At 38.4% G+C, this 22,596-nt stretch carries 22 protein-coding genes; 7 read left to right on the forward strand and 15 right to left on the reverse strand.

Translation table 11 applies throughout. The annotated features are described in order from the left end of the window. Positions 1 to 92: 92 nt before the first annotated feature. Positions 93 to 1,601: an IMP dehydrogenase gene (locus tag U5921_RS04500; protein ID WP_324825274.1), complete on the reverse strand. Its 1,509-nt coding sequence runs from the start codon at positions 1,599 to 1,601 to the stop codon at positions 93 to 95. Positions 1,602 to 1,666: 65 nt separating this feature from the next. Continuing rightward, positions 1,667 to 2,473: a M15 family metallopeptidase gene (locus U5921_RS04505; RefSeq protein WP_417765038.1), complete on the reverse strand. Its 807-nt coding sequence runs from the start codon at positions 2,471 to 2,473 to the stop codon at positions 1,667 to 1,669. A 150-nt stretch (positions 2,474 to 2,623) separates the two neighbouring features. Between U5921_RS04505 and U5921_RS04510 the strand changes: the two genes are divergently transcribed. Then, on the forward strand, positions 2,624 to 3,325 hold the full coding sequence (locus tag U5921_RS04510; RefSeq protein ID WP_324825276.1) for an aspartate/glutamate racemase family protein: 702 nt from the start codon (positions 2,624 to 2,626) through the stop codon (positions 3,323 to 3,325). 70 nt (positions 3,326 to 3,395) lie between these two features. Here U5921_RS04510 and U5921_RS04515 read toward each other — a convergent pair whose 3' ends face one another. From U5921_RS04515 to U5921_RS04525, 3 genes are all read right to left on the reverse strand, one after another. Next, positions 3,396 to 4,118, reverse strand: coding sequence for a hypothetical protein (locus tag U5921_RS04515; protein WP_324825277.1), 723 nt, complete (start codon positions 4,116 to 4,118; stop codon positions 3,396 to 3,398). Positions 4,119 to 4,246: 128 nt separating this feature from the next. Beyond that, positions 4,247 to 4,876 carry a hypothetical protein gene (locus U5921_RS04520; RefSeq protein WP_324825278.1) on the reverse strand — a complete coding sequence of 210 codons (630 nt, stop codon included), beginning with the start codon at positions 4,874 to 4,876 and terminating at the stop codon, positions 4,247 to 4,249. A 21-nt stretch (positions 4,877 to 4,897) separates the two neighbouring features. Further along, positions 4,898 to 5,422 (reverse strand): hypothetical protein, encoded by a 525-nt coding sequence (locus tag U5921_RS04525; RefSeq protein WP_324825279.1) that lies wholly within the window; start codon positions 5,420 to 5,422, stop codon positions 4,898 to 4,900. A 305-nt stretch (positions 5,423 to 5,727) separates the two neighbouring features. On the opposite strand from U5921_RS04525, the gene U5921_RS04530 reads away from it, so the two are divergent. Both U5921_RS04530 and U5921_RS04540 read left to right on the forward strand, forming a co-directional pair. Next, positions 5,728 to 6,009, forward strand: a complete 282-nt coding sequence (locus tag U5921_RS04530; RefSeq protein WP_324825280.1) for a hypothetical protein — start codon at positions 5,728 to 5,730, stop codon at positions 6,007 to 6,009. A gap of 405 nt (positions 6,010 to 6,414) precedes the next feature. Continuing rightward, positions 6,415 to 6,774, forward strand: a complete 360-nt coding sequence (locus tag U5921_RS04540; RefSeq protein ID WP_324825281.1) for a transposase — start codon at positions 6,415 to 6,417, stop codon at positions 6,772 to 6,774. 210 nt (positions 6,775 to 6,984) lie between these two features. Here the strand turns inward: U5921_RS04540 and U5921_RS04545 are convergent, their stop codons facing one another. From U5921_RS04545 to U5921_RS04560, 4 genes are all read right to left on the reverse strand, one after another. Beyond that, positions 6,985 to 7,977, reverse strand: a complete 993-nt coding sequence (locus U5921_RS04545; protein WP_324825282.1) for a dimethylarginine dimethylaminohydrolase family protein — start codon at positions 7,975 to 7,977, stop codon at positions 6,985 to 6,987. A gap of 61 nt (positions 7,978 to 8,038) precedes the next feature. Then, positions 8,039 to 9,595: a Na+/H+ antiporter NhaC family protein gene (locus U5921_RS04550; protein ID WP_324825283.1), complete on the reverse strand. Its 1,557-nt coding sequence runs from the start codon at positions 9,593 to 9,595 to the stop codon at positions 8,039 to 8,041. A 249-nt stretch (positions 9,596 to 9,844) separates the two neighbouring features. Then, positions 9,845 to 11,908 (reverse strand): sigma-54 interaction domain-containing protein, encoded by a 2,064-nt coding sequence (locus U5921_RS04555; RefSeq protein ID WP_324825284.1) that lies wholly within the window; start codon positions 11,906 to 11,908, stop codon positions 9,845 to 9,847. Positions 11,909 to 11,981: 73 nt separating this feature from the next. After that, positions 11,982 to 13,385, reverse strand: a complete 1,404-nt coding sequence (locus tag U5921_RS04560) for an aspartate ammonia-lyase (RefSeq protein WP_324825285.1) — start codon at positions 13,383 to 13,385, stop codon at positions 11,982 to 11,984. 218 nt (positions 13,386 to 13,603) lie between these two features. Here U5921_RS04560 and U5921_RS04565 point away from each other — a divergent pair, with 218 nt between their 5' ends. Continuing rightward, a complete protein-coding gene (locus U5921_RS04565; RefSeq protein WP_324825286.1) occupies positions 13,604 to 14,032 on the forward strand; it encodes an Lrp/AsnC family transcriptional regulator in 429 nt (142 codons plus the stop codon). Here U5921_RS04565 and U5921_RS04570 read toward each other — a convergent pair. The 5 genes from U5921_RS04570 to abc-f form a co-directional block, all read right to left on the reverse strand. Beyond that, on the reverse strand, positions 13,987 to 14,919 hold the full coding sequence (locus U5921_RS04570) for a DMT family transporter (protein ID WP_324825287.1): 933 nt from the start codon (positions 14,917 to 14,919) through the stop codon (positions 13,987 to 13,989). The two genes, U5921_RS04565 and U5921_RS04570, sit on opposite strands and share 46 nt — an antisense overlap. A 161-nt stretch (positions 14,920 to 15,080) precedes the next feature. Then, positions 15,081 to 16,706: a chaperonin GroEL gene (gene groL / locus U5921_RS04575; RefSeq protein WP_324825288.1), complete on the reverse strand. Its 1,626-nt coding sequence runs from the start codon at positions 16,704 to 16,706 to the stop codon at positions 15,081 to 15,083. A 20-nt stretch (positions 16,707 to 16,726) separates the two neighbouring features. Further along, positions 16,727 to 17,011 (reverse strand): co-chaperone GroES, encoded by a 285-nt coding sequence (groES, locus tag U5921_RS04580; protein ID WP_324825289.1) that lies wholly within the window; start codon positions 17,009 to 17,011, stop codon positions 16,727 to 16,729. 229 nt (positions 17,012 to 17,240) lie between these two features. After that, on the reverse strand, positions 17,241 to 17,474 hold the full coding sequence (gene acpP, locus U5921_RS04585; RefSeq protein WP_324825290.1) for an acyl carrier protein: 234 nt from the start codon (positions 17,472 to 17,474) through the stop codon (positions 17,241 to 17,243). Positions 17,475 to 17,649: 175 nt separating this feature from the next. Next, a complete protein-coding gene (gene abc-f / locus U5921_RS04590; protein ID WP_324825291.1) occupies positions 17,650 to 19,632 on the reverse strand; it encodes a ribosomal protection-like ABC-F family protein in 1,983 nt (660 codons plus the stop codon). Between the two features lie 231 nt (positions 19,633 to 19,863). Between abc-f and U5921_RS04595 the strand changes: the two genes are divergently transcribed. Further along, positions 19,864 to 20,496 (forward strand): redox-sensing transcriptional repressor Rex, encoded by a 633-nt coding sequence (locus U5921_RS04595; protein WP_324825292.1) that lies wholly within the window; start codon positions 19,864 to 19,866, stop codon positions 20,494 to 20,496. Between the two features lie 58 nt (positions 20,497 to 20,554). Here the strand turns inward: U5921_RS04595 and U5921_RS04600 are convergent, their stop codons facing one another. Beyond that, complete coding sequence (locus U5921_RS04600) at positions 20,555 to 20,725, reverse strand: DUF362 domain-containing protein (RefSeq protein WP_324825293.1); 171 nt, start codon at positions 20,723 to 20,725, stop codon at positions 20,555 to 20,557. A gap of 178 nt (positions 20,726 to 20,903) precedes the next feature. Between U5921_RS04600 and U5921_RS04605 the strand changes: the two genes are divergently transcribed. Together U5921_RS04605 and U5921_RS04610 are read left to right on the forward strand one after the other, a co-directional pair. Next, positions 20,904 to 21,710: a hypothetical protein gene (locus U5921_RS04605; RefSeq protein WP_324825294.1), complete on the forward strand. Its 807-nt coding sequence runs from the start codon at positions 20,904 to 20,906 to the stop codon at positions 21,708 to 21,710. A gap of 69 nt (positions 21,711 to 21,779) precedes the next feature. Next, positions 21,780 to 22,484: a DUF554 domain-containing protein gene (locus tag U5921_RS04610; RefSeq protein WP_324825295.1), complete on the forward strand. Its 705-nt coding sequence runs from the start codon at positions 21,780 to 21,782 to the stop codon at positions 22,482 to 22,484. Positions 22,485 to 22,596 lie beyond the last annotated feature (112 nt).

The following is a 22,596-nucleotide window of genomic DNA, read 5'->3' on the forward strand; positions in this document are numbered from 1 at the left end:
AGCACTATACCTTCCCTTTCTTTCCGATTTTTTACGATAAAGATCTCTCTAAAGCTATGACTCCCCATCGTCTCCTTTAAAGGCAGCTGAATTTATCTGACAGGGTTTGCCGAACTGTCCTTTAGAATGACATCGTGTGCGCCACCCTCTACAATGCTGGTCGCCGATACCAAAGTCAATTTCGCACTTTTTTGCAGTTCCGGAATGGATACCGCACCGCAATTGCACATGGTAGAACGAACCTTATTCAGCGACAATGTCACATTGTCCTTTAAATTACCGGCATAAGGCACATAGGAGTCCACGCCTTCTTCAAAAGAAAGTTTTCCGTCTCCGCCCAAATCATAACGCTGCCAGTTTCTTGCACGGTTAGAGCCTTCTCCCCAGTACTCTTTTACATAATTTCCATTGATATTGAGCTTGTTTGTAGGACTTTCATCGAAACGGGAGAAATATCTTCCCAACATAATGAAATCCGCTCCCATCGCCAAAGCTAACGTCATATGGTAATCATACACAATGCCGCCGTCTGAACAAATCGGGACATAGATTCCTGTCTGTTCAAAATATTCGTCTCTTGCTTTTGCAACTTCAATAACAGCCGATGCCTGTCCACGTCCAATGCCCTTCTGCTCACGTGTAATGCAGATAGAACCACCACCGATACCGACTTTAATAAAATCAGCGCCAGCCTTCACTAAATACAAGAAGCCTTCTCGATCCACTACGTTTCCGGCACCAACCTTGACCGTATCTCCGTATTTTTCTCGAATGTATTTTAAAGTAATTTCCTGCCATTCAGAAAAACCCTCGGAAGAGTCAATGCAGAGAATGTCTGCTCCCGCCTCCACCAAAGCAGGCACCCGTTCTTCATAGTCACGTGTATTGATTCCGGCACCGACAATATAGCTCTTTCCTTCATCTAACAGCTCATTCGGATTTGCTTTATGTGAATCATAGTCCTTACGAAATACAAAGTGCGTCAGTCTTCCGTTTTTATCAATAACCGGAAGTGCATTCAACTTATGTTCCCAAAGCATATCATTCGCTTCAGACAAAGTCACTCCCTCTTCTGCATAGACAAGACTTTCTAACGGTGTCATAAAATTACAAACCTTCTCATCCAAAGCCATACGGCTCACACGGTAGTCACGGCTAGTCACCAAACCAACGACCTTACCAGCAGCCGTACCATCATCCGTGACTGCAATCGTAGAGTGTCCGCTCTTTTCTTTCAAAGCCAAAATATCCGCCAGTGTCTGATCGGGGCGGATATTTGAATCGCTGGTTACAAAGCCTGCTTTATAACTTTTAACCTTTTTTACCATAGCCACTTCGCTCTCAATTGACTGAGATGCATAAATAAAAGAAATTCCGCCTTCCTTGGCTAACGCAACTCCCATCTTGTCATCCGACACAGACTGCATAATTGCAGATACCAACGGAATGTTCATTGTAATCTTTGATGTTTCACCCTTCTTGAATTTAGTAACTGGTGTTTTTAAGCTTACATTCTCCGGTCTGCACTCAGTTGAAGAGTACCCCGGTACCAACAAGTATTCATTAAAGGTACGAGATGGTTCATTAAAATAGATTGCCATTTGATTCCTCCATTCTTCTTTTATTCGTAAATTTATTGTGCTTTATATTAGATAGGGGCTTGCCCTTATTCTTCTAAATATTCTTCCAGTGTGATCCCCTGTGCATAGATCTCATCTGCCGCAGGCTGTCCAACATAACGCAAATGCCACGGCTCATACTGGTAGCCCGTAATTTCTTCTTTTCCGAGCGGAAACCGTAAAATAAAGCCATATTCATGTCCATGCTCCGCCATCCACTTTCCTTCTTCTGTGTCTCCCAATTCACTTGTCAGACGGTATTGAACCACCGGAGAGGATACATCGACTGCTAATCCAGTCTGATGCTCGCTTTGTCCTGGTTTTGCACTAAAAGTATCTGCCTCAGCTTGTCCATAACGATTGACATAGTTTGTGTAAAGCGTATTCTGAAATGCATAAGAACGATACGCCGTCGTCATAACAAGCTCAAATCCGCTTTCCTTCGCCCCTTCGACAAGCTGATGAAAATGCTCAGCGGCTTCCTTTCTCATATAGCGTCCCTGCTCAGAGCGGTCGGATGCAAAATATTTGATCGGTGTCAAGTCATCCGGTACATAAGTTTCATCAATTGCATGCTGCTTATTTACTAGAATTAACAACTCTTCATCTTGAACAGGTTTCTCTTTCTGCTCTTTTTTCCCTTCCTTTTCCGACTGTTCAGAAGAAATCAAAGCCTCTGGCTTGTTTTTATCACTCAGCAATGTGTTTCCCACTATTTTTGTAAAAAAAATCGTTGCCAAAACAATCAGAAAAGCAACCCATAATAAGTTCTTATTTTTATTTTTTCTCTTTCTTCTCTTCATCTTACCCTTTTTAATCCCCTTTTCTCTAAAATTCAATATCTTACGATGCATTTCATAATCTTTAGTATATTATTGTACATCATAGCAGTGCTTCAATCAAGGGAAAGTTCATGCATTCTATCTTGCACATTTTTTTATTTTTGTTACAATTATTTTATGGAAGTCAAAATAGTAAATTAAAATAAAAAAGAGGGACAAAAAATGAAAACAATCGGTATTTTAGGCGGCATGGGCCCTTTCGCAACAGCTGATTTATACAAGAAAATTACAATCAATACAAAGGCAGACTCCGATCAAGAGCAGCTGCATATCATAATTGACAGTAATACAGCGATTCCGGATCGCACAAAATGTATATTAACAGGGTGTGGCAGCCCGATTCCCGAAATGACACATTCAATCAGACGTCTCGAAGCCGCAGGCGCAGACTTTTTAATTATGCCATGCAACACCGCTCATTATTTCTATCGTGACTTATTAAAAATTTCAGAAGTTCCCATTCTGAATATGCTGGATTTAACGGTGAATTACATCAAAACAAAATTTGGTACAGCAAAAACCATCGGTCTATTAGCAACAGACGGAACCTCTCAATCCGGGATCTACGATCAGTATTTTGAAAAAGCCGGAATGAAGCTTGTAAAGCCTTCTATTCACCAAAAAAAAGTTATGGATTTTATCTATGAGGGGATTAAAAAAAATAACCTCACCATCGGAACCGAGGGCTTATTTGAAGCAGTGAAAGAAATGGAGGAACTGGGTGCTTCCGTATTTATCTTAGGCTGTACAGAATTATCCGCCGCAACAGACTATTACAGCTTTGATGAACGCTTTATCGATCCGCTTTTGGTTTTAGCAAAAGAAAGCATTACGTACGCCGGAGGGATTGTCAAGGGTATTTAACCCCTGTCAAACAAAGAAAAAATGCACTTGATTTGCCGTTTAACGGTCATTTCAAAATGCATTTTTTAATTTATTGAGCTTCACCCTTTTTGCTCATTTCAATTCCATTGATTTTATCCTCATATTCTTTATCCGTTATCTTATTCGGAATATTATTTATATCAATTGCTCCCAATTTATTTTCTTCTAAGTATTCCTCTAGCCGATATTGAATGAGTGTTTTTTCATTTAAAAAATACCAAAGATTCCAGTAATCTTCTTCTGTCATTCCATATCTCTTTATCCGTCTCTCGAAGGCCTCTTTTAAGGTTTCTTCTTGCTCAATTCCCTCTTTTACATTTGCCATATTCTCTTCTACATCTGATTTTACATCAATTTTATACTTTTTTGCTAACCGATTTGACTCTAATTCCAGTTTCAAATCATTCCATGCATCCAAATAAGGATTATCTGACCCCTTTAATTGAAAGCGGAGAGCTCTTAGTTCCATTTCCTTTGCTGTTACTTTTTTATTTTGAATGGTGCCTATTACTCTTTTCGCTCGCGCAGATTTATCCTGGTTAATATTTTTATAAATATTTCCAACTTGTAAATCCAACTGCTCGTTTCCTTCTAAATCTTCGGAAAAAACATTTTTAAGTTGTTTGATATCGCTATCGGACCCGGACTTAGCAAAATTACTTTCGTTAAAAAATGATTGTTGCATATTATTCATATAGATACCGAAAATAATAACAATAATTATGCCTATAAAATAAATTGAATATCTTTTTTTGCGTTTACTAATACTCATATTTCACCAAATACTCCTTACAAACAATTTCATTTATCTATCTTTTACTTTACGGTTTCTTATTAAAATTTTTATTAGATAATACTTGAATCGCACAGATCTAATTAAAATTCTGTGCGATTCACCACTTAAATTATTGAATTTAAATAAGTGTCTATATTCTCTTTACTAAAGTTTTCATCAATCAACTCAAAACTTGATGACTTTGTATATGCTTGTATTACTTTAGAATCATATAGGTAAGACTCAACATTAATGCAAGTCAAATATTCTTTGTTCTCTTTCAATTTATAAACTCCCCAATACTCATCCTCTGACATGCCCGTAAGATCAATAAAATGTTTAATAGAATCTTTCATTTCAGCATCAATTTCATTTTCATATAATTTTCTCTGCTCATTTGTATAATTTTCTACATCTTGTTCTGTTGGTAGAATTCCGTTGTTTTCAGCAATACTATTATCAACCTTTATTTTTGTAAGACTTTCTACCGCATCCTCATATGGAGTACTACTTTGTGAAGCTACGGCTTTTCGATACCGCAATATAAACTCATCCTCATATACTGGACTGCCATATATCTCTGCTATCTTATAAGATGGATTTACTTTATCCGAATTTAAAACAATTTTAATGGCTTCTGCCTCCTTAAACATATCTATATGGTTGTCCAATCCTGAAATGTTTCCAGCAAATGCAAAAACAGATGTTCCCACAATCATAATTATTGACAAACAAAAAACTAGATATTTCTTCATATTCATCCCTCCTAATATCTTTTAAATTGAAACACTTAATTCAGTCCACCAACTTGATCCTAATATAGGAGTCCAACCATTTATATTAAATTGGCACTCAGCTTCTACTTTAGCAGTTTTGCTTGTTGGCACAGAATAAGAAACACTTTTTTCACCATGCATATATGGATATGTAGAGGTTGGATCATATATTATATCAAAATATGAAAAATTCTTTCTGTAATCAGTCCCTATTAAAGTACCTCCGCTATAGGTCTTTATTCCTTTTGGAAAATCATAAGTACCCTCACCTATTTCTGGAACATGTGGCATTCCTGCCGCATAGATCTGATAGCGCTTCAAATTGTTATTAGTTCCAGATTTATTATAATCAACAGTTAACTTTGTTGTAATATTCCAAATCTGAGTTCCAAAATCAGGGTTATACCCGCCTATAAATTTATGGTTTTTATCTTCTGCACTTTTTGATGCTGCAAAGCATATAGAAACTTGTGCTAAAATCAAAATAAATACAATAAGTAATAGTATTAACTTTCTAAGTTTCACTTTAAATCCCTCCTAAAATATGAGAATAACTATCATGCATCTAAATATATATAATTATTCTACACTAATTTCTATTCAACAAATTGAAAAAGGCCTTCCATACAATAACTATACTATCAATTTTATATAATGCTAGGCCTTCGACAAAACTATCCAAAATATTTCATTTTAAACGCAAAATGAGGCTGTAAAAAAACTCCCTTAAAAGAAAAATCACTCAGGCCGTGAGGCTTGAGCGATTTTTTGGTATAATTAAGTATGCAAATAAATAAAAACACCAATGATAATTATACTGTAAGACAGTTATGGATCACATCGACTTATCAAAATATTTTGTAGAGAAAGGCTACAGAACAGGTCGTCCAAGATGTGATGAACAGAAGCTCCTCAAAGTGATACCCTTTGCTTTTATGGAACACGGGATCTCATCTTTGCGAGAGATAGAAAAACTCTGCAGAAATGATATCAGATACAGTACAAGCAAGGTACAAGGCTGGATGAATCTACGTTTGTTTCAGGCTGCGGTCACAGGAAAAGCATTCAACAAAAACAGTACCAAGAATTACAAGGATATCTGGAACGATTAAAATTTAGGATAATGTCCGTAGGATTTATTAAATTTCTCCAATAAAGGAACGAAACATTCCATGTCTGATGCATATGGTTTTATATCAACTACTGCAATATACTCAACACAGACAGCAGTCTGGAGATTATATGATGGAAGGAGCTGGTCATTTCCCATGTAATCTCGTTTTATACGCATAAAAGTTTGTATCCAGTTGCGGATGCAGGATACGGCTCCTATAATAACTATCTTTATTGCGAAGAACACGGGATGGAAAAATACATGAAATTCACCATGTTCAAAAAAGAAACAACCGATAAAAAGTATCACGAGAATCCATATCGGGCAGTAAACTTTAAACGGGATGGATCTGGAAATCTGATATGTCCAAACGGAAAAAAATTTCATTTTAAAAGCAGGAAGCATGTCTATAAAAACAAATATGGAAGAAATCTATGAATGTGAATCATGTGCAGACTGCCAGCATAAAAATGATTGTTGTCCTAAAGCATCAGCTAACAGAACAATCCGAATGAATCAGGAATTGACCTCTATTCATCAAGAGGTGATTTCCAACCTTGAATCTATACATGGAGCACTTTTAAGAATGAACCGTACTATACAAGCAGAAGGAACATTTGGCATTCTAAAATGGGATAAGTCTTATAAAAGATTATTCCGAAGAGGTGCGAAAAACGTAATTCTTGAACTTACGCTGATTTCTTGTGGTTTTAACCTTTACAAATATCATAATAAAAAACAGGGAATAAAGTTAGCTGCTTAAAAATGAAGGTATTATGCGGATGCTTTTATTAAATGCATCCTTTTTTGCTAAAAGAGGTCACATTCACTCTAAATATTGAAAAGTAAAATCAAGAATCGCTAGAACCGACATTTGCCGGGACTGGCGATTCTTGATTCAGAGACTTATTTTACAGCCCCTTTTTAATAGAAGGATTTCAATTTTGCATTTTAAAAAGTATTTTTTATCTAATTATTTTTCATCTCGTTTTAAGAAGGCAGTCATACAATGTACCGATCCTCTTCCTTTATTTAGTTCAGAAAGATCTAAGACATCTACCTTTATCCCTGCTTTTTCCATCATTTCTACTGTTCTTGGCGCGCCGACGCTCATAACAACATGCCCCGGTTCAATCGCAACGAAGTTTGTTGCATAACAATACTTGGTTTCGGTTAAGGACGGTGTTTCCAAAATGCGATAACCCTTTTTCTTCAATGCGTCTACTACCATATAAGGTACCTGGCAGGCATGCAGCACTACCGTATCATTGCTTGCAAAATTCAAAAGTCCATCGACATGTGCATGCCCGTAAGGAATCTGCATTGTAATAATATCCGTTACCCCCTGTCGGTGCAATTCATCCGCCATTTGCTGGTATCCAGATGCATTCGCCCGGCTCGACAAAGAAAGAATGACGGTATGGCGGTCCACCCATGCGGCATTCGCCCCTTCAAAGATACCATCACCGGCAATTGTCTTTACAATTGGAATTCCAAGCTTAGCAGCAGTCTGCGCCGTATATCGTTCTTCTCCTCTGCGAAGCGGCATAGCAAGACGAGTAATAATCGCCCCCTCCGGAGTCATAAACAAGTTATCCCGTTCAAAGATTGCATTTGGACGGTCTTCTCTTTGCTCTTCTACATAATATACCTTTACACCGTGGCTTCTGTAATAGTCCGCAAGTAAATCATGCTGCTGTCTGCATATTTCGGCATCAACAGGCGCACGGAAGCGAACTTCTTTATAATCAAAATTTTCTAATTCTTTACCAGGCCTTCTCATCAATACTGCCCTAAGCTTATTAACTTCAGAGGAACAACCCCAGTCACCACCCCAATAAGTTGTCATATCCTCTGTAATTGTAGTATCCATAGGAAACCAACGTTCTCCGTCAATTGCCTGAATATCCGGCAATGGCTTTTTTTGTGCAAGGCATTCATCTAAGTTAATTATTTGATTTTCCATTTTTTCCTCCAAAAATTCTTCTTTCTCATATCAGTTTTTAATCAGTTATGCATCCTTATTTTTAAGCTTTTACAAGGTCTTTCTCATGGCCATATTTTTTAACGTATATCTTATGCAAAGTAAAGATTACAGCTATCAAAACAATAATAGCTACCAACGTCATAAGTGGCGTTGGGTTCCATCCGGCCACTAAGAACATTGCGAGACAAATGACCGCAACGGTTGTAGCATATGGTATTTGCGTTTCAAAATGGTCAATGTGGTCACACGCTGACCCGATAGAAGCCAAAATAGTGGTATCTGAAATCGGAGAACAATGATCCCCATATAAGCTTCCGCTGATGATTGCCGCAGAAATCAGCGGTAAGGAAACACCGAAAGTAATTGCCATAGGGAGCGCAATTGGCATTAGAATCGCCATCGTTCCCCATGATGTACCGGTTGCCAGCGACATCACCGCACCAATTGCAAATACAATGCACGGTAAGAGTGCCGGATTCAAAAGACCTTGAGAAATTTCGGTCAGATAAGCTGCTGTACCAATGGCTTTTGTTACTCCCGATAAGGACCAAGCCAAAACTAAAACAACGCACATGAACATCATATTGCTCATTCCGCCGGTAATAATACTTAAGCATTTGTTGAAATCATAAATCTTCTCTTTCACACAAATTGCAATCAAAACTAAAGTCGCACAAAGGAATCCCGACGCAATGGCAGTACGGATATCGGTACCCGCAACCTTTGTATACCACAATCCTTTTGCTGTCAGGTAGGAGAACATAACCACCAACAAAACGACTAAGGGCACAATCATGGTATAAATTTTAGGAGTGACACCTTTTGGCAACTCGAGCTTTTTTGTTTCGCTGCGCATAGGTGTGCCGCCAGCCCGCAAGGTCTCTCCCGTCTTCATCGCACGGTTTTGTGCACGCAGCATTGGGCCATAATCCCACTGAGTAAATGCCATAATTCCTGCCATTAATAAAGTTAGTATTGCGTAAAAATTAAGTGGAACTGCCTGCATAAAAACATCCCAGCTGGTCACTTCATGAATACCTGCTACTTCTAACTCGGTCTCAATCAAGCTCATTGCATAAACACCCCAGCCGATAATCGGAATCATTGCACAAATTGGTGATGTTGTACAATCTAAGATATAAGCAAATTTTTCTCTGGATACCCTTAATCGTTCCGCAAGCGCTTCAAAAATAGGTCCTACAATCAAAGAATTCCCATTATCTGTAAACCAGACAAACAAGCCGCCCAGCCAAATGCCGCCTTCGCATTTTGCACGTGTGTTTACTTTTTTCGTTACCATATCAGTAAAGGCCATCGCCCCTCCGGATTGCGTGAGCAATGCCACAAATCCACCTATGATAACCATCATAAACAATGCCTGTGTATTCATCGAATCCTCCAACGATACAAACATATAGTCCTTAATCATTGAAGTAAATCCAACAATCGGATTCCAACCATTTAAAATAGTTGTACTTACGATAATGGAAATAAATAAAGAAACAATGATGTTCTTCGTCCAAATTGCCAATCCAATTGCAAGAATCGGCGGTATGAGTGCTAACATTCCATAATCTACTACTTGAGCTGCATCCATAAACAAACCTCCTTTAAAAATAAAATAAATACGATTACTTTTATATTAAGCAAAGACCATGCCAATAGAATTAATTTTCCAAATTATCTGTTAGTGCATTCACCTTTGCGCCTTTTCACCTTGAAAAATACCGTTTTTACGCTTAAATTGCATCTTTTTATTTGTTTTTCTACGTTGTTTAGAGTTTTTAAAAGAAAAAAATATAGGGTCAACTGGCTTTTTAATTCAACCTATTGACCCTATAATATGCTATCTTCCTTTTATCTGATTCAAAAGAATTTTTCCCAATTCTGTAATCTCACTTCCTTTTCGGCCTTTACCGGAAACGACAAATCCATACGCACAAAGCTTAGACAATGCCGCTCTGATTTCCTGCTCTGTAAGAAATACATTCTTATCGTTTGCCCGTTTCAGCAAACTGTATCGTCCAATGCGCTCACGACGTCGATAAGCTTGTTCCATTTCTTCTAAAATCAAACCATATTTATTCAGGCTGGCCTTTTTCATCTGCAAAAATTCTTTTATCAAATGTGCATCTTTTTTTGAATCCGTTCCAAAACAATTTATATTCTTATCTTTCTCTGCAAATGGTAAATCCGATGCCTCTATCTTCTTTTTCCCAAGATTCGCCAGATATTCTGCATTATTTTTTAATTCTCTAACATTCCCGTTCCAAGAATGAGACAGCATAGCAGACCTCGCTTCAGCAGACAATTGGAATTCTGCATGAAGTGTTTTTTTAAAGGAATCGAACAACAGAAAAATATCATTTCCTCTCTCCTTTAAACTGGGGATGTATACCGGAAGTACATTTAAACGGTAATACAAATCACTTCGAAATTCCTTATTATTCACCATCTCTAAAAGATTTCGGTTTGTTGCCACAACAACCCGTACGTCAATATCAATCAAATTCATTCCACCGACACGCAATATCTTTTTTTCTTCAATTGCACGAAGAAGCTTTGCCTGCTGTGATAAAGGGAGTTCCCCGATTTCATCTAAAAATAAAGTGCCTTGATGCGCCAGCTCAAACAATCCGATTTTACCGCCTTTTTTCGCTCCCGAAAAAGCACCTTCCTCATAGCCATACAGCTCACTTTCCAAAAGATTTTCAGGCAGTGCTGAACAATTGACCGCCACAAAGTAATATCCTGCACGATTCGAATAATTGTGCACAGATTGCGCAAATAACTCTTTACCCGTTCCGGTTTCTCCATACAAGATCATTGAAGAATCAGACTTTGCCATGCGCATTGCAATTTTTTTCGCTTCTTCTAATATTTCACTTTCTCCTAAAATATTATCAAAGGTATATGTTGCGATATGTCCATAACCCGTAATCTTACGTCGAATTTTATGCTGCCTGTTTTCTGCTTCCAAAAAATTGTCCAGCATAATAACGCTTCCTTTGATCTCATCATGAGAAATGATCTTCGTCACAGAAGCAATCAGATTCACACCATTTACATTAATTAAATCTCCGTTGTGTTCTTCCCCGCCGGGATGCGTATTTGCATTTTGCAGTTCAGGCAAAACCTCTGTGATATTAAATCCCTCAATGATTTCCGTGCGACTTCTCAGCATTTGCTTTGCCATATCATTGCTTAAATAGATTTTGCCCTTCACATCTGTAACCAAAAATCCTTGCCGCACCAATTTTAAAAGTACATTTATTTGCTCTGCAAGGCTTTCATTTTCACCTAAAACACGCTTTATTCCGATATTGGAAGATATAATATCCTTTTTCGCATGCTCTGCTTCCTCAGAAGAAAACGGCTCTGTAATCCCCAGATAATCTGCAATTTCCCAAATGCAGCTCAAGTCAACCACTCTCTGCCCTATATTAATTACGGTTGTAATTTCAGCAGGAACCAGCTGCTCTTCATCCGGTGTGATCGCAACTCGAATCGATTTATCATACTGACACCCCGCATAGAATGGAATCAATTCCAGATCTTTAAAGCCTGCACTGTATATCATTGTGATCACTTCCATACATGAACGGTAATCGATATTAACCAACAATGCCTTAGTCGCTTTTGGCAGTTTATAAAGGCGATCAATAAATTTGCGATTTAACGTCAAATCTGCAATAATCAGCCTTGCTTCCTTTGTTGTTTTTTTCTTTACCTGTTGAAAAATTGTAAAAGCTGACAGGACAATATATTTTTCACGGATCGTTTCCATCGCCTCAATCTCATTCGTTCCATAATAATGAAATTCTGCTCTATCCCGAAAATACGTTTCCAGATTATCTGTTAGATACTTTGCATATTTTTTATTGTTTGCAATTACCGCAATCCGTTCCATAAACAACCTCTTTTACGCCTGATACAAACTCTTATTTCATTATAAGCATATTAAAATGAAAATGTCTAGATTTTTATTGTGCCTGAACATGAAGTGCCTCACCAGTCATACTGGTTGGGCTTAAAATTCGTTCCAATTCTTCAGATTTTAAAATCCCTTCTTCCTGTACCAAAACCCTCACCGGTATTTCATTTTTTAATGAAGCTTTTGCCAATTCTGCCGCTTTTTTATAACCGATGTACGGACAAAGGACTGTAACGACTCCCACACTTTTTTCGAGGAGTTCTGCACAGCGTTCTCTGTTTGCCGTAATTCCCAATATGCAGTGATCTGTCAATGTTTTCACTGCACCTTCCAGTGCTTGTATGGATTCAAACAGCTTATAGAAGAGCACGGGCTCAAATGCGTTTAACTCCAATTGCCCTGCTTCTGCCGCCATTGTAATGGTAATATCATTTCCAATGACTAAAAACGCCATCTGAGAAATAACTTCAGGGATAACTGGGTTTACTTTTCCCGGCATAATGGAAGATCCATTTTGTCTTGGTGGAAGGTTGATTTCTCCAATTCCGGTTTTCGGACCACTGGACAAAAGACGCAAATCATTTGACATCTTAGATAAATTTACCGCACAGGTTCTCAATGCAGAAGAAACTGCCACAAATCCATCTAAATTCTGTGTTGCATCGATCAAGTCTTCTGCATGTATGACATCGAGTCCGCTCACCTTCCGTATCTCCTCAACGATATGGCTTAAATAGAATGGGCTAACATTAATTGCTGTTCCAATCGCTGTTCCGCCTATGTTCAGGCACTTAATTTCTTCCTGCACTTTCTCCAGGCGTACAATATCTCTTTTTACCATGTGCTTATACGCACGAAAGGACTGCCCCAGCCGAAGAGGGACTGCATCTTGCAGCTGCGTCCTTCCCATCTTTAATACATCATCAAATTCTACAGCTTTCCTTTCAAGCGCCTCTTCAAGCCGTCGCAGCTGAATCATAATTTTAGGCAGTAAGGATAAAATCGCAAGCTTTCCGGCCGTCGGATACACATCATTTGTAGACTGTGCCATGTTCACATGGTCGTTTGGATGTACAATGGTGTAATCACCTTTTTCTCCCCCTAAGATTTCAATTGCTCGATTTGCAATTACCTCGTTTGCATTCATATTTGCAGATGTTCCGGCGCCCCCCTGTACAGCATCTAGTATAAACTGATCTCTCAGCTTCCCTTCTATCACCTCATCACAAGCGACTAAAACAGCCTCTGCAATATTTTTAGGTAACAGTCCTGCCTGTGCATTTGTAATTGCTGCTGCTTTCTTGACTATTGCCATTCCTGAAATCAAAGCCGGATGCATCGGTCTTCCGGTAATTAAAAAGTTTTCTTGTCCCCGTAAAGCCTGCACTCCGTAATATGCTTCCTCCGGCACTTCCATCTTTCCTATGTAGTCTGATTCTATTCTCATTTTCATTGTTCTGCCTCCTATATTCTCACTTTATTTTTGTTCTTTATTTCTTATTTCAGCCAAAGAATAGCACGAGTATTTTACTAGGTAAATAGAGAACAGCTTCTTCCTTGTTATTTAAAGAATAGAATATCCTGCAATTTTTATAACAAAAAAAAATAGGCACTTTACTTCATTTTTTAAAGTACCTATAATAGAGTTATGTTATCAAACAGGAGGATCAGATGGACGACATTGACAAAAAAATTGTATCACTATTAGAAAAGAATGCGCGCATATCTCTCAATCAATTATCGCAGCATGTATTCCTCACCCCGCCGGCCGTAGCCGCACGAATCGAAAAGCTTGAAAAGCATGGAATACTAAAAGGTTATCATGCCATCGTCGATGCGGAAAAGCTAGGATATCCGATCCTTGCCTTTGTTGAGCTTACCATGTCTCCGGAAGAAAAAACAGCTTTTACAAAATTTATTACTGCCTGCCCGAACGTAGTTGCATGCTATCACGTCGCAGGTGCTTATTCCATGTTAATCAAAGTATGTTTTTCTACACCTTCCAAATTAGATTCATTTGTCGGAAGTCTGCAAAAGTTTGGAAAAACACAAACTCAAATCGTTTTTTCAACTATTGTAGAATCCAGAGGGATGTTTTGACATTCCTGCTCTTGTTTCCGGCTCACTTTTTCATTCCATACACACCAAGAAGTAATGGCAACGACTACAATCAAAGCACCAATCAACGCATAAAATCCAGGCGCTTCCCCGTTAAACAAGAATACCCATACCGGATTTAAAAGCGGCTCAATGGCACCAATCAGATTGCAAGCCAGGGCAGAGCAGCTTTTCATCGCTATGCCGAATAATACATACGGAATTCCCAGTTGAAAAATGCCTAAAGCTAATATACTGAGAACAGCGGGTGTTGTTATTTGTGCATGGGTAATAAAAAGTGTTGGCACTCCGACAATAGCAGTAAAAAGCTGCCCGAAAAGAATTCCCGTCATTCTGGTTTCTTCATCCACTTCACCCACTACTAAAAAAGCACACGCCACCATGAGTCCGGCCAACATCCCAAAAAAATTTCCTAAAATGCCACCCGGTGTCAATTGGTCGAAAAAGAACAGAGAAATACCAATCAGTGTTACGGCTACGGTTATCAAATCTCCTTTTCTGCTTTTTCTATGCAAAAAAACCGCTGACAAGATTAGAATAAATACCGGTGACGTAAACTGCAATACGATGGCATTCGCTGCCGTCGTCAGTTTATTTGCAATGACGAAGCTTATATAAATTCCGCTCATAAAAAAGCCACTGAAAAAAGCAGGCTTAACAAACCGTAGCTTTATTTTTTTCTTTCTTATATACGCATATATAACAATTGCCGCAATCGCACTTCTCATCCCTGCAATCGCCAATGCATTCCAGGGAATCATCTTAATGAAAATCCCCCCCATACTCCACATTGTAGCACAGATAGCCATACAAAGAACTGCTTTTTTTCGTTCGAATTGAGTTGGTATCATCGCTGCTGCTGTATTCATAGTCTGCCTCCCTTAAATTATCATGTACTCTATTATATCCGAAGCGGCTCTGTTTTTGCTATCTTTTTTTACAAAAAAATAAGCTTCGGCGCAAAGAAAATACACCGAAGCTTATCGATTCTTTTTGTGTCAACAACAACCTGTCGTTAGTCAGTCTGATCTTACATCATTCCAGGCATTCCACCACCCATTGGAGGCATTGGAGGTTCATCTTTCTTAATATCTACAATCCCTGCTTCTGTCGTTAAGAGCATTGCAGAAACGGAAGCTGCATTCTGTAATGCAGAACGTGTTACCTTAGCCGGATCTACAATTCCAGCTTCAATCATATCCACATACTGTTCTGTTGCTGCGTTGAATCCAACACCAGCTTTGTTTTTCTTTACTTCTGCTATGATAACAGATCCTTCAAGACCTGCGTTTTCCGCAATCTGTCGAACCGGTTCTTCCAGCACTCTCATGATAATTGCTGCACCAGTCTTTTCATCACTGGAAAGAGTATTCACATATTCACCAACAGCAGGTATTACATTTACAAATGCCGTACCTCCACCGGATACAATTCCTTCCTCAACAGCAGCTCTCGTAGCGTTTAAGGCATCTTCAATTCTCAGCTTCTTCTCTTTTAGTTCCGTCTCAGTTGCAGCACCTACCTGAATCACTGCCACACCGCCGGATAATTTTGCAAGTCTTTCTTGTAGTTTTTCTTTATCAAACTCAGAGGTTGCTTCTTCAATCTGAGTCTTGATCTGATGCACTCTGGACTCAATTTCAGACTGCTGTCCTGCGCCGTCTACAATAACAGTCGTATCTTTGTTGACTTTTACGGTATTCGCTGTACCCAGCATATCTAAGGTTGCTTCTTTTAAGTCGTAACCAACCTCTTCAGAAATAACCTGACCACCAGTAAGGATCGCAATATCCTTCAGCATTTCTTTTCTTCTGTCACCAAATCCAGGTGCTTTAACCGCAACACAGTCAAAGGTTCCTCTTAATTTATTTACAACAATCGTCGCAAGTGCTTCACCTTCTACATCCTCTGCAATGATAATCAGCTTTCTTCCCTGCTGAACAATTTGCTCTAGAATAGGAAGGATTTCCTGAATATTAGAGATTTTTTTATCTGTGATTAAAATATATGGATTGGAAACAACTGCTTCCATTTTGTCTGTATCTGTTACCATATATGCAGACAGATAACCTCTGTCAAATTGCATACCTTCTACGACATCTAACGTCGTTCCCATGGATTTTGACTCTTCAACGGTAATTACGCCTTCATTTCCGACTTTTTCCATTGCTTCGGCAATCAGGCTTCCAATTTCTTCATCTGCTGCGGAAACAGAAGCTACCTGAGCAATGGATTCTTTGGATTCTACCTTTTTGGAGATCTTCTTGATTTCCTCTACAGCTACATCAACCGCGCCTTGAATTCCCTTCTTTAAAATCATAGGGTTTGCACCTGCTGCCACATTCTTGAAGCCTTCACGAATAATACTCTGTGCAAGCAAGGTTGCAGTTGTTGTACCGTCTCCCGCAACATCATTGGTCTTTGTTGCAACTTCTTTTACAAGCTGCGCACCCATATTTTCAAAAGCATCTTCCAGTTCGATTTCTCTTGCAATAGTCACACCGTCATTCGTAATTAACGGAGAACCAAATTTTTTCTCAATCAATACGTTTCTGCCCTTTGGCCCTAATGTGATTTTAACGGTATCTGCAAGCTGATCAACTCCAGCTTGTAATTTTCTTCTGGCATTCTCGCCATAATTAATATCCTTCGCCATTTTTTTACACCCCTTCCCTATTACTCTACTACTGCTAAAATGTCACGCTGTGAAACGATTGTATATTCAACACTATCATATTTCACTTCAGTTCCTGCATACTTGGAAAAAATAACATGGTCGCCAATTTTGACTTCCATCTTTACTTCTTTTCCCTCTACTACTCCGCCGGGACCGACTGCTACAACCTCTGCCATTTGTGGCTGTTCTTTTGCCGCACCGGGAAGAACAATACCGCTTTTGGTTTTTTCTTCAGCCTCTAATTTTTTAATTACGACTCTGTCGCCTAAAGGTTTGATGTTCATTTTAACAAACTCTCCTTTCGAATTATGTATTTTAATTCATTATTCACTCTGTTAGCACTCACCATTATCGAGTGCTAACATTAATTTAATACACGAATACTCTGTTGTCAATAGGAATTCTATATATTTTTAAAAAAAGAAGCTATTTTTCTTTTAAAAAACAGCTTCTTTATTTTATTTTCTCTCACATATGTCTTTCATAAAAATAATATTTCCAAATTCGTCCATATTATTCATTTGTTTTATCTTCTACGTATCTTACGATATCACCAACACTTTCAAACTTCTCAGCCATTTCATCAGGAATCTCAATTTCAAATTCATCTTCAATTCCCATAATAATTTCGACCGCATCGAGGGAATCCGCCTCTAGGTCTTTCATAAGATGCGTGTTCATCGTTACATCGGCTTCATCCACACCCAACTGCTCTACTATGATTTCCTTAATTTTTTCAAATACCATATAATGTACCTCCAAATAGCATACGCTTCTATTGTTTTTTTGAATCTTGGTATCCTAACCCTAGGATTCTGTTTCATACGTCAAAATCCATTATAAGCATACACCCTATCGTCTGCAACCATTATTTAAAAATTATCGCAAAAAATAAGATACCAATCTTCCTCTCTGTACTCTTCTATTCGCCATTCTCTTCATTTAGAATCATCCATTCTTCATAAATTTCCTCTAATTGCAATTTTAATTCTGCACAGCGTTGGTGATACTGTTTACTCTTCTCAAAATCAGAGAAAACAGCCTCCTTGCACATCTCTTCTTCAATATTGGAAATTTCTTCTTCATGGGATGCAATTTGTTCTTCCAATTCATTCAATCTTTTTTCTCGGCGTCGTTTCGCCGCTTCTTTTTCCTTTGCAAGCTTGCGCTGCTCCAGTCTCTTTTCCTTATTGCTTTGTTCCTCAGTACTCACCTCAGAAGACTGTGCTGCACCTGTGTGTTTTGCTAATTCATCCAAGTAATTTCTTCCTGAAGCAATTGATTGTTTCTTCTCTAGGTAATAATCATAGCCTCCGGCATACGTCGTCATGCCATTCTCGGACAGCTCATAGATGTTGGAAGGTACTTTATTTAAGAAGTAGCGGTCATGTGATACCAAAAGAAGTGTACCCGGGAAGTCGATCAGTGCTTCTTCAAATACTTCTTTCGATTCAATGTCCAAATGGTTGGTCGGTTCGTCCATCACTAAGACATTTGCACCGGAAAGCATCAATTTGAGCAATGCAAGTCTTGCTTTTTCTCCACCGCTCAACATACCAACCTGTTTAAATACCGTCTCTCCTCGAAATAAGAAACGCCCTAAAAGGGAGCGCAATTCTGTTTCACTGTATAAATGGTAATCATTATGCAGCTCTTCCAATACTGTATTCGTTCCACTCATCAGCTTTTGCTCCTGATCATAGTAACCAAATACAACATTATGCCCCACTTTTATTTGCCCCGTATCTGCCTGCAATTCTCCCATGATTATTTTAAGCAGCGACGTTTTTCCGATTCCGTTTGGTCCAACCAAGCAGATGCGATCTCCCTTTTTTATATCCATTTCCACACCGGAAAATAGCTGTCTTCGCTCCGGACCGAATCCAAAGGATTTTGACAGGTCTTTTGCAAATATAACATCATTTCCACTTGAAAATTTTTCTTTAAAATGGATTCGCATTTTGCCGAGTTTTGCTTCTGGCCGCTCAAGCTTTTCCACTTTATCTAACCGTTTTTCACGTGATTGAGCACGCTTTGCCAGCTTTTCCGTGCCATGCTGTTTAAATCTCCGGATCATTTCTTCTTGGCGTGCAATTTCTTTTTGCTGATTTTCATATTGACGCAAGGCATCTTCTTCCCGAAAGCGTTTTTTCTGGACATATTGTGTGTAATTTCCGTCATAAGTCATTAATTTATGGTGCTCAATTTCAAAAATTCGATTAACTGTTTGATCCAAAAAATAACGATCATGAGAAATTAAAATAATTGTACCCGAGTACATTTTTAAATATTGTTCCAGCCATTTTAAGGTTCCAATATCCAAATGATTGGTGGGCTCGTCCAATAGAAGAATATCCGGTTTTCTTAAAAGCAATGCTGCCAGCGCAAGCCTTGTACGTTCTCCTCCGCTTAACAGTGAAATTTCTTTATCGAAAAATTCTTCTGGAAAAGCCATGCTATTTAGTATACCTTTTATTTCACTTTTATACCCATATCCGTTTCTATCCTTAAAAGCCTCTGCCATTTCATCATATTTATGCAGGAGCTTATGTACATCCTCACCCTTTGCAGATTGATCTGCAATTTCCTGCGAAAGCTCAGAAAGTTCTTTTTCCATTGCAATCACATCTCCAAAAATAGCCAGCATTTCTTCATAAACAGTTTTTTCTGATTCAAACTGATCTTTTTGTTTTAAATACCCAAAGGTTGTACTATCTGACACAAAAAAGTCGCCTTCATCATGATGCAATTCTCTTGCCAATATATTAAGTAAAGTCGTTTTCCCCGCACCGTTTGCTCCGACAATACCAATACGATCCCCCTTATTGACATGGAAAGAAAGCCCTGCCAGTACAGGCTCGATACCATATCGCTTTGTTAAATTATTCGCTGATACTACAATCATAGTTTTTCCTCATTTTATACTTTTTTAGCATGGAATTTACCAGCTAAGATTTTATTTTATCATTATTTTTATTGTATCGCCAGTACTTAAATGCTATAATAAGGGTGAAGTTGTGTTTATTTTTACAAAAAGGATACAAACTATAATGGCACACATAGTTATATTGTGCTTTTTTTATCAAAAAAAACAATGCATAATATAGGAATATGTCTGCTGAAATGGAGAAAAAGAATGAAAGACAATGGAAAAATCTCAAAGGCAGTAATCAAACGCCTTCCAAGATACCGAAGGTATCTTGAAGAATTAATGAAAAAGGACATTGACCGGATTTCTTCTAATGATTTAAGTAAACTAATCGGCTACACCGCATCACAAATTCGACAAGATTTAAATAATTTCGGCGGATTCGGGCAACAAGGCTACGGCTACAATATCAAAGGTCTTTACACACAAATCGGTAATATATTAGGGTTAGATCAAGAATATAAAATGATTATTGTGGGATGCGGCAACCTAGGTCAGGCGCTTGCCAATTACACGCATTATTATAAAGCCGGCTTCATCGTTTGCGGAATGTTTGATATCAATCCAAGACTCATCGGTCTGCGGATCAATGATATTGAAGTCATGGATTCCAATACGTTAGAAGCTTATTTAGAAGAAAATCAAATTGATATCGGTATCATCTGCACAAACAAAGACAGTGCACAAGAAATAGCGAACAAACTAATTTTAGGTCAAGTCAAGGGAATATGGAATTTTGCGCCAATGGACTTGGATGTCGGAGACAGCATTGCTTTAGAAAATGTACATTTGAGTGACAGCTTACATTCTTTAGCATACCACATCAACCATATGGAGTAATCATAAAAAAATAACCGTTTCACTTGAAACGGTTATTTTTGTTCTCTATTGGATACAATTACTGCTGTGCCGGAGCATCTACAGGACATGCATTTGCACAAGCACCACATTCGATGCAAGTTTCAGCATTAATCTCATATTTGCCATCACCTTCAGAGATTGCATCTACAGGACATTCTGCTACACAAGCTCCACAGCTGATACAAGCTTCACTAATTACATATGCCATAATTTAATTCCTCCTTTGTTATGTTTTAAAGTAAGTACCGTTATTATAGCAGATCGCCTTCAATTTAACAATAATATTTTGTCAGAAAGCATAAATTCTTGTTAAGATTATTTCTACAGAAGGAGCCATGCTCTCTTAACGAATTTTCTCCTTATATGATGAAGAAAGTGCGGTGAATATGAAAATTTATGGTTTAGTAGGGAAAAGCGGAACCGGAAAAAGCTTTCAAGCAATGACACTCTGTCGTAAGCGTAACATAGAGGCAATCATTGATGACGGACTATTTATTTACGGAACCGGCATTCAAGCCGGAATATCCGCAAAACGACAAGCAACAAAGATAGGCGCTGTAAAAACTGCACTTTTTTCAAATGAAGCACACCGGCTAGAGGTAAGTGAAAAAATAAAGGAACTTCAGCCTACCAGTCTCCTTATCTTAGGAACGTCTGAAAAAATGATTTTACGCATTACCGATCGTTTGGAGCTTCCCTCTGTCTCCGAATTTATTTCTATCGAAGCAATTACAACAATATCTCAACGACAAGCAGCAAAAAAACAGCGGCAAGAACTTGGGAAACATGTTATACCAGCTCCCACGTTCCAAGTGAAGCGGCAATTCTCCGGATATTTTTTAGACCCTATGCGAATTTTTAGGGGAAAGACTCCTGAACGGCCTTCTTTTAATGAAAAAACTGTAGTTCGTCCTACCTACAGCTATCTGGGTGATTACTCTATCTCTGATCGTGTCATATCAGAAATTGTAGGTTATATCGCTGCACAAAGCTCCGGAATTGCCTCTGTCTTGCGGATAGCAGTTCATAATGCTCCGGATGGTTTGAGCATTCGAGTTCCGATTTATGCAAAATTCGAAACTAACATGCTGCAAACTGCCAAACAATTTCAAAAAAACATTGCTTCCGAAGTAGAAAAAATGACTGCATTTAATATTATGTACGTAGATATTGAGATTCGCGGCTTAAAATAGGATTGATTTTATTGCACTTAAAAGATAGAATTAAAATAAAATGAATATCGCAGAAAAGGATAAATCGTTATGTTTCAACATTTACTGGGACCAATTGTCAACGGAATCACCATTATTGTCTGTGCCCTTTTAGGGTGCTTTGTATTAAAAGGGCTGCCGAAACGTTTTCAGGACATAACAAATAAAGCGCTTGGTCTAAGTGTTTTTTTTATAGGGATTAGCGGCTCGTTGCAGAATCAAAGAATTATACTCTTGATTCTCTCTTTAGTCCTAGGGAGTGCCCTCGGCGAACTCATCGATATTGACAAACAAATGACTCGCATCGGTAAATGGGCAGAAAATGCAATGGGTTTTGGAGAAGGAAATTTTTCAAAAGGTTTTGTAACCGCCAGTGTCATTTTTTGTACCGGTTCTATGGCCGTGATCGGCGGTATGAACAGCGGACTTCAAGGGAACCACGATATGCTGTATGCAAAATCCATATTAGACGGAGTATTCTCTATCATGTTTGCTTCCTCACTCGGTATCGGTGTAGCTTTTTCATCCATCCCTGTTTTTTTATATGAAGCTGCCATTGCACTCTGTTCCGGTCTGGTAAAAGACCTGATGACACCGGAAATTATTACAGAAATGTCGGCAGTCGGCAGTTTAATCATTGCAGCCATCGGTATCAATTTTATTTTGGACAAGCCACAAATTAAAGTTGCAAATATGATTCCTGCTATGTTTTTACCGTGGCTTTTTATCGCAATAGAAACAGCATTCGATTTATAAAAAAACAGATAATAAATCAAAAAGAGGAACTCATTTGTCTCCACTTTTACTTCGAACCTATAAATGCCATCCCGTCGATCGGGGTCATTTACGATGAAGTAAAATCCATGAA

Source organism: Sinanaerobacter sp. ZZT-01, assembly GCF_035621135.1.
Taxonomy (GTDB): domain Bacteria; phylum Bacillota; class Clostridia; order Peptostreptococcales; family Anaerovoracaceae; genus IOR16.

Coding starts and splice junctions, on each gene's coding strand:
- U5921_RS04600 (WP_324825293.1), bottom strand. CDS start 20,725: ATGGCATATGTAATTAGTGAAGCTTGTATCAGCTGTGGAGCTTGTGTA.
- U5921_RS04595 (WP_324825292.1), top strand. CDS start 19,864: ATGAAAGACAATGGAAAAATCTCAAAGGCAGTAATCAAACGCCTTCCA.
- U5921_RS04505 (WP_417765038.1), bottom strand. CDS start 2,473: ATGCATCGTAAGATATTGAATTTTAGAGAAAAGGGGATTAAAAAGGGT.
- U5921_RS04510 (WP_324825276.1), top strand. CDS start 2,624: ATGAAAACAATCGGTATTTTAGGCGGCATGGGCCCTTTCGCAACAGCT.
- U5921_RS04500 (WP_324825274.1), bottom strand. CDS start 1,601: ATGGCAATCTATTTTAATGAACCATCTCGTACCTTTAATGAATACTTG.
- U5921_RS04560 (WP_324825285.1), bottom strand. CDS start 13,385: ATGAAAATGAGAATAGAATCAGACTACATAGGAAAGATGGAAGTGCCG.
- U5921_RS04555 (WP_324825284.1), bottom strand. CDS start 11,908: ATGGAACGGATTGCGGTAATTGCAAACAATAAAAAATATGCAAAGTAT.
- U5921_RS04565 (WP_324825286.1), top strand. CDS start 13,604: ATGGACGACATTGACAAAAAAATTGTATCACTATTAGAAAAGAATGCG.
- groES (WP_324825289.1), bottom strand. CDS start 17,011: ATGAACATCAAACCTTTAGGCGACAGAGTCGTAATTAAAAAATTAGAG.
- U5921_RS04550 (WP_324825283.1), bottom strand. CDS start 9,595: ATGGATGCAGCTCAAGTAGTAGATTATGGAATGTTAGCACTCATACCG.
- U5921_RS04570 (WP_324825287.1), bottom strand. CDS start 14,919: ATGAATACAGCAGCAGCGATGATACCAACTCAATTCGAACGAAAAAAA.
- U5921_RS04605 (WP_324825294.1), top strand. CDS start 20,904: ATGAAAATTTATGGTTTAGTAGGGAAAAGCGGAACCGGAAAAAGCTTT.
- U5921_RS04545 (WP_324825282.1), bottom strand. CDS start 7,977: ATGGAAAATCAAATAATTAACTTAGATGAATGCCTTGCACAAAAAAAG.
- U5921_RS04530 (WP_324825280.1), top strand. CDS start 5,728: ATGGATCACATCGACTTATCAAAATATTTTGTAGAGAAAGGCTACAGA.
- acpP (WP_324825290.1), bottom strand. CDS start 17,474: ATGGTATTTGAAAAAATTAAGGAAATCATAGTAGAGCAGTTGGGTGTG.
- groL (WP_324825288.1), bottom strand. CDS start 16,706: ATGGCGAAGGATATTAATTATGGCGAGAATGCCAGAAGAAAATTACAA.
- U5921_RS04610 (WP_324825295.1), top strand. CDS start 21,780: ATGTTTCAACATTTACTGGGACCAATTGTCAACGGAATCACCATTATT.
- U5921_RS04520 (WP_324825278.1), bottom strand. CDS start 4,876: ATGAAGAAATATCTAGTTTTTTGTTTGTCAATAATTATGATTGTGGGA.
- U5921_RS04515 (WP_324825277.1), bottom strand. CDS start 4,118: ATGAGTATTAGTAAACGCAAAAAAAGATATTCAATTTATTTTATAGGC.
- U5921_RS04540 (WP_324825281.1), top strand. CDS start 6,415: ATGTCTATAAAAACAAATATGGAAGAAATCTATGAATGTGAATCATGT.
- abc-f (WP_324825291.1), bottom strand. CDS start 19,632: ATGATTGTAGTATCAGCGAATAATTTAACAAAGCGATATGGTATCGAG.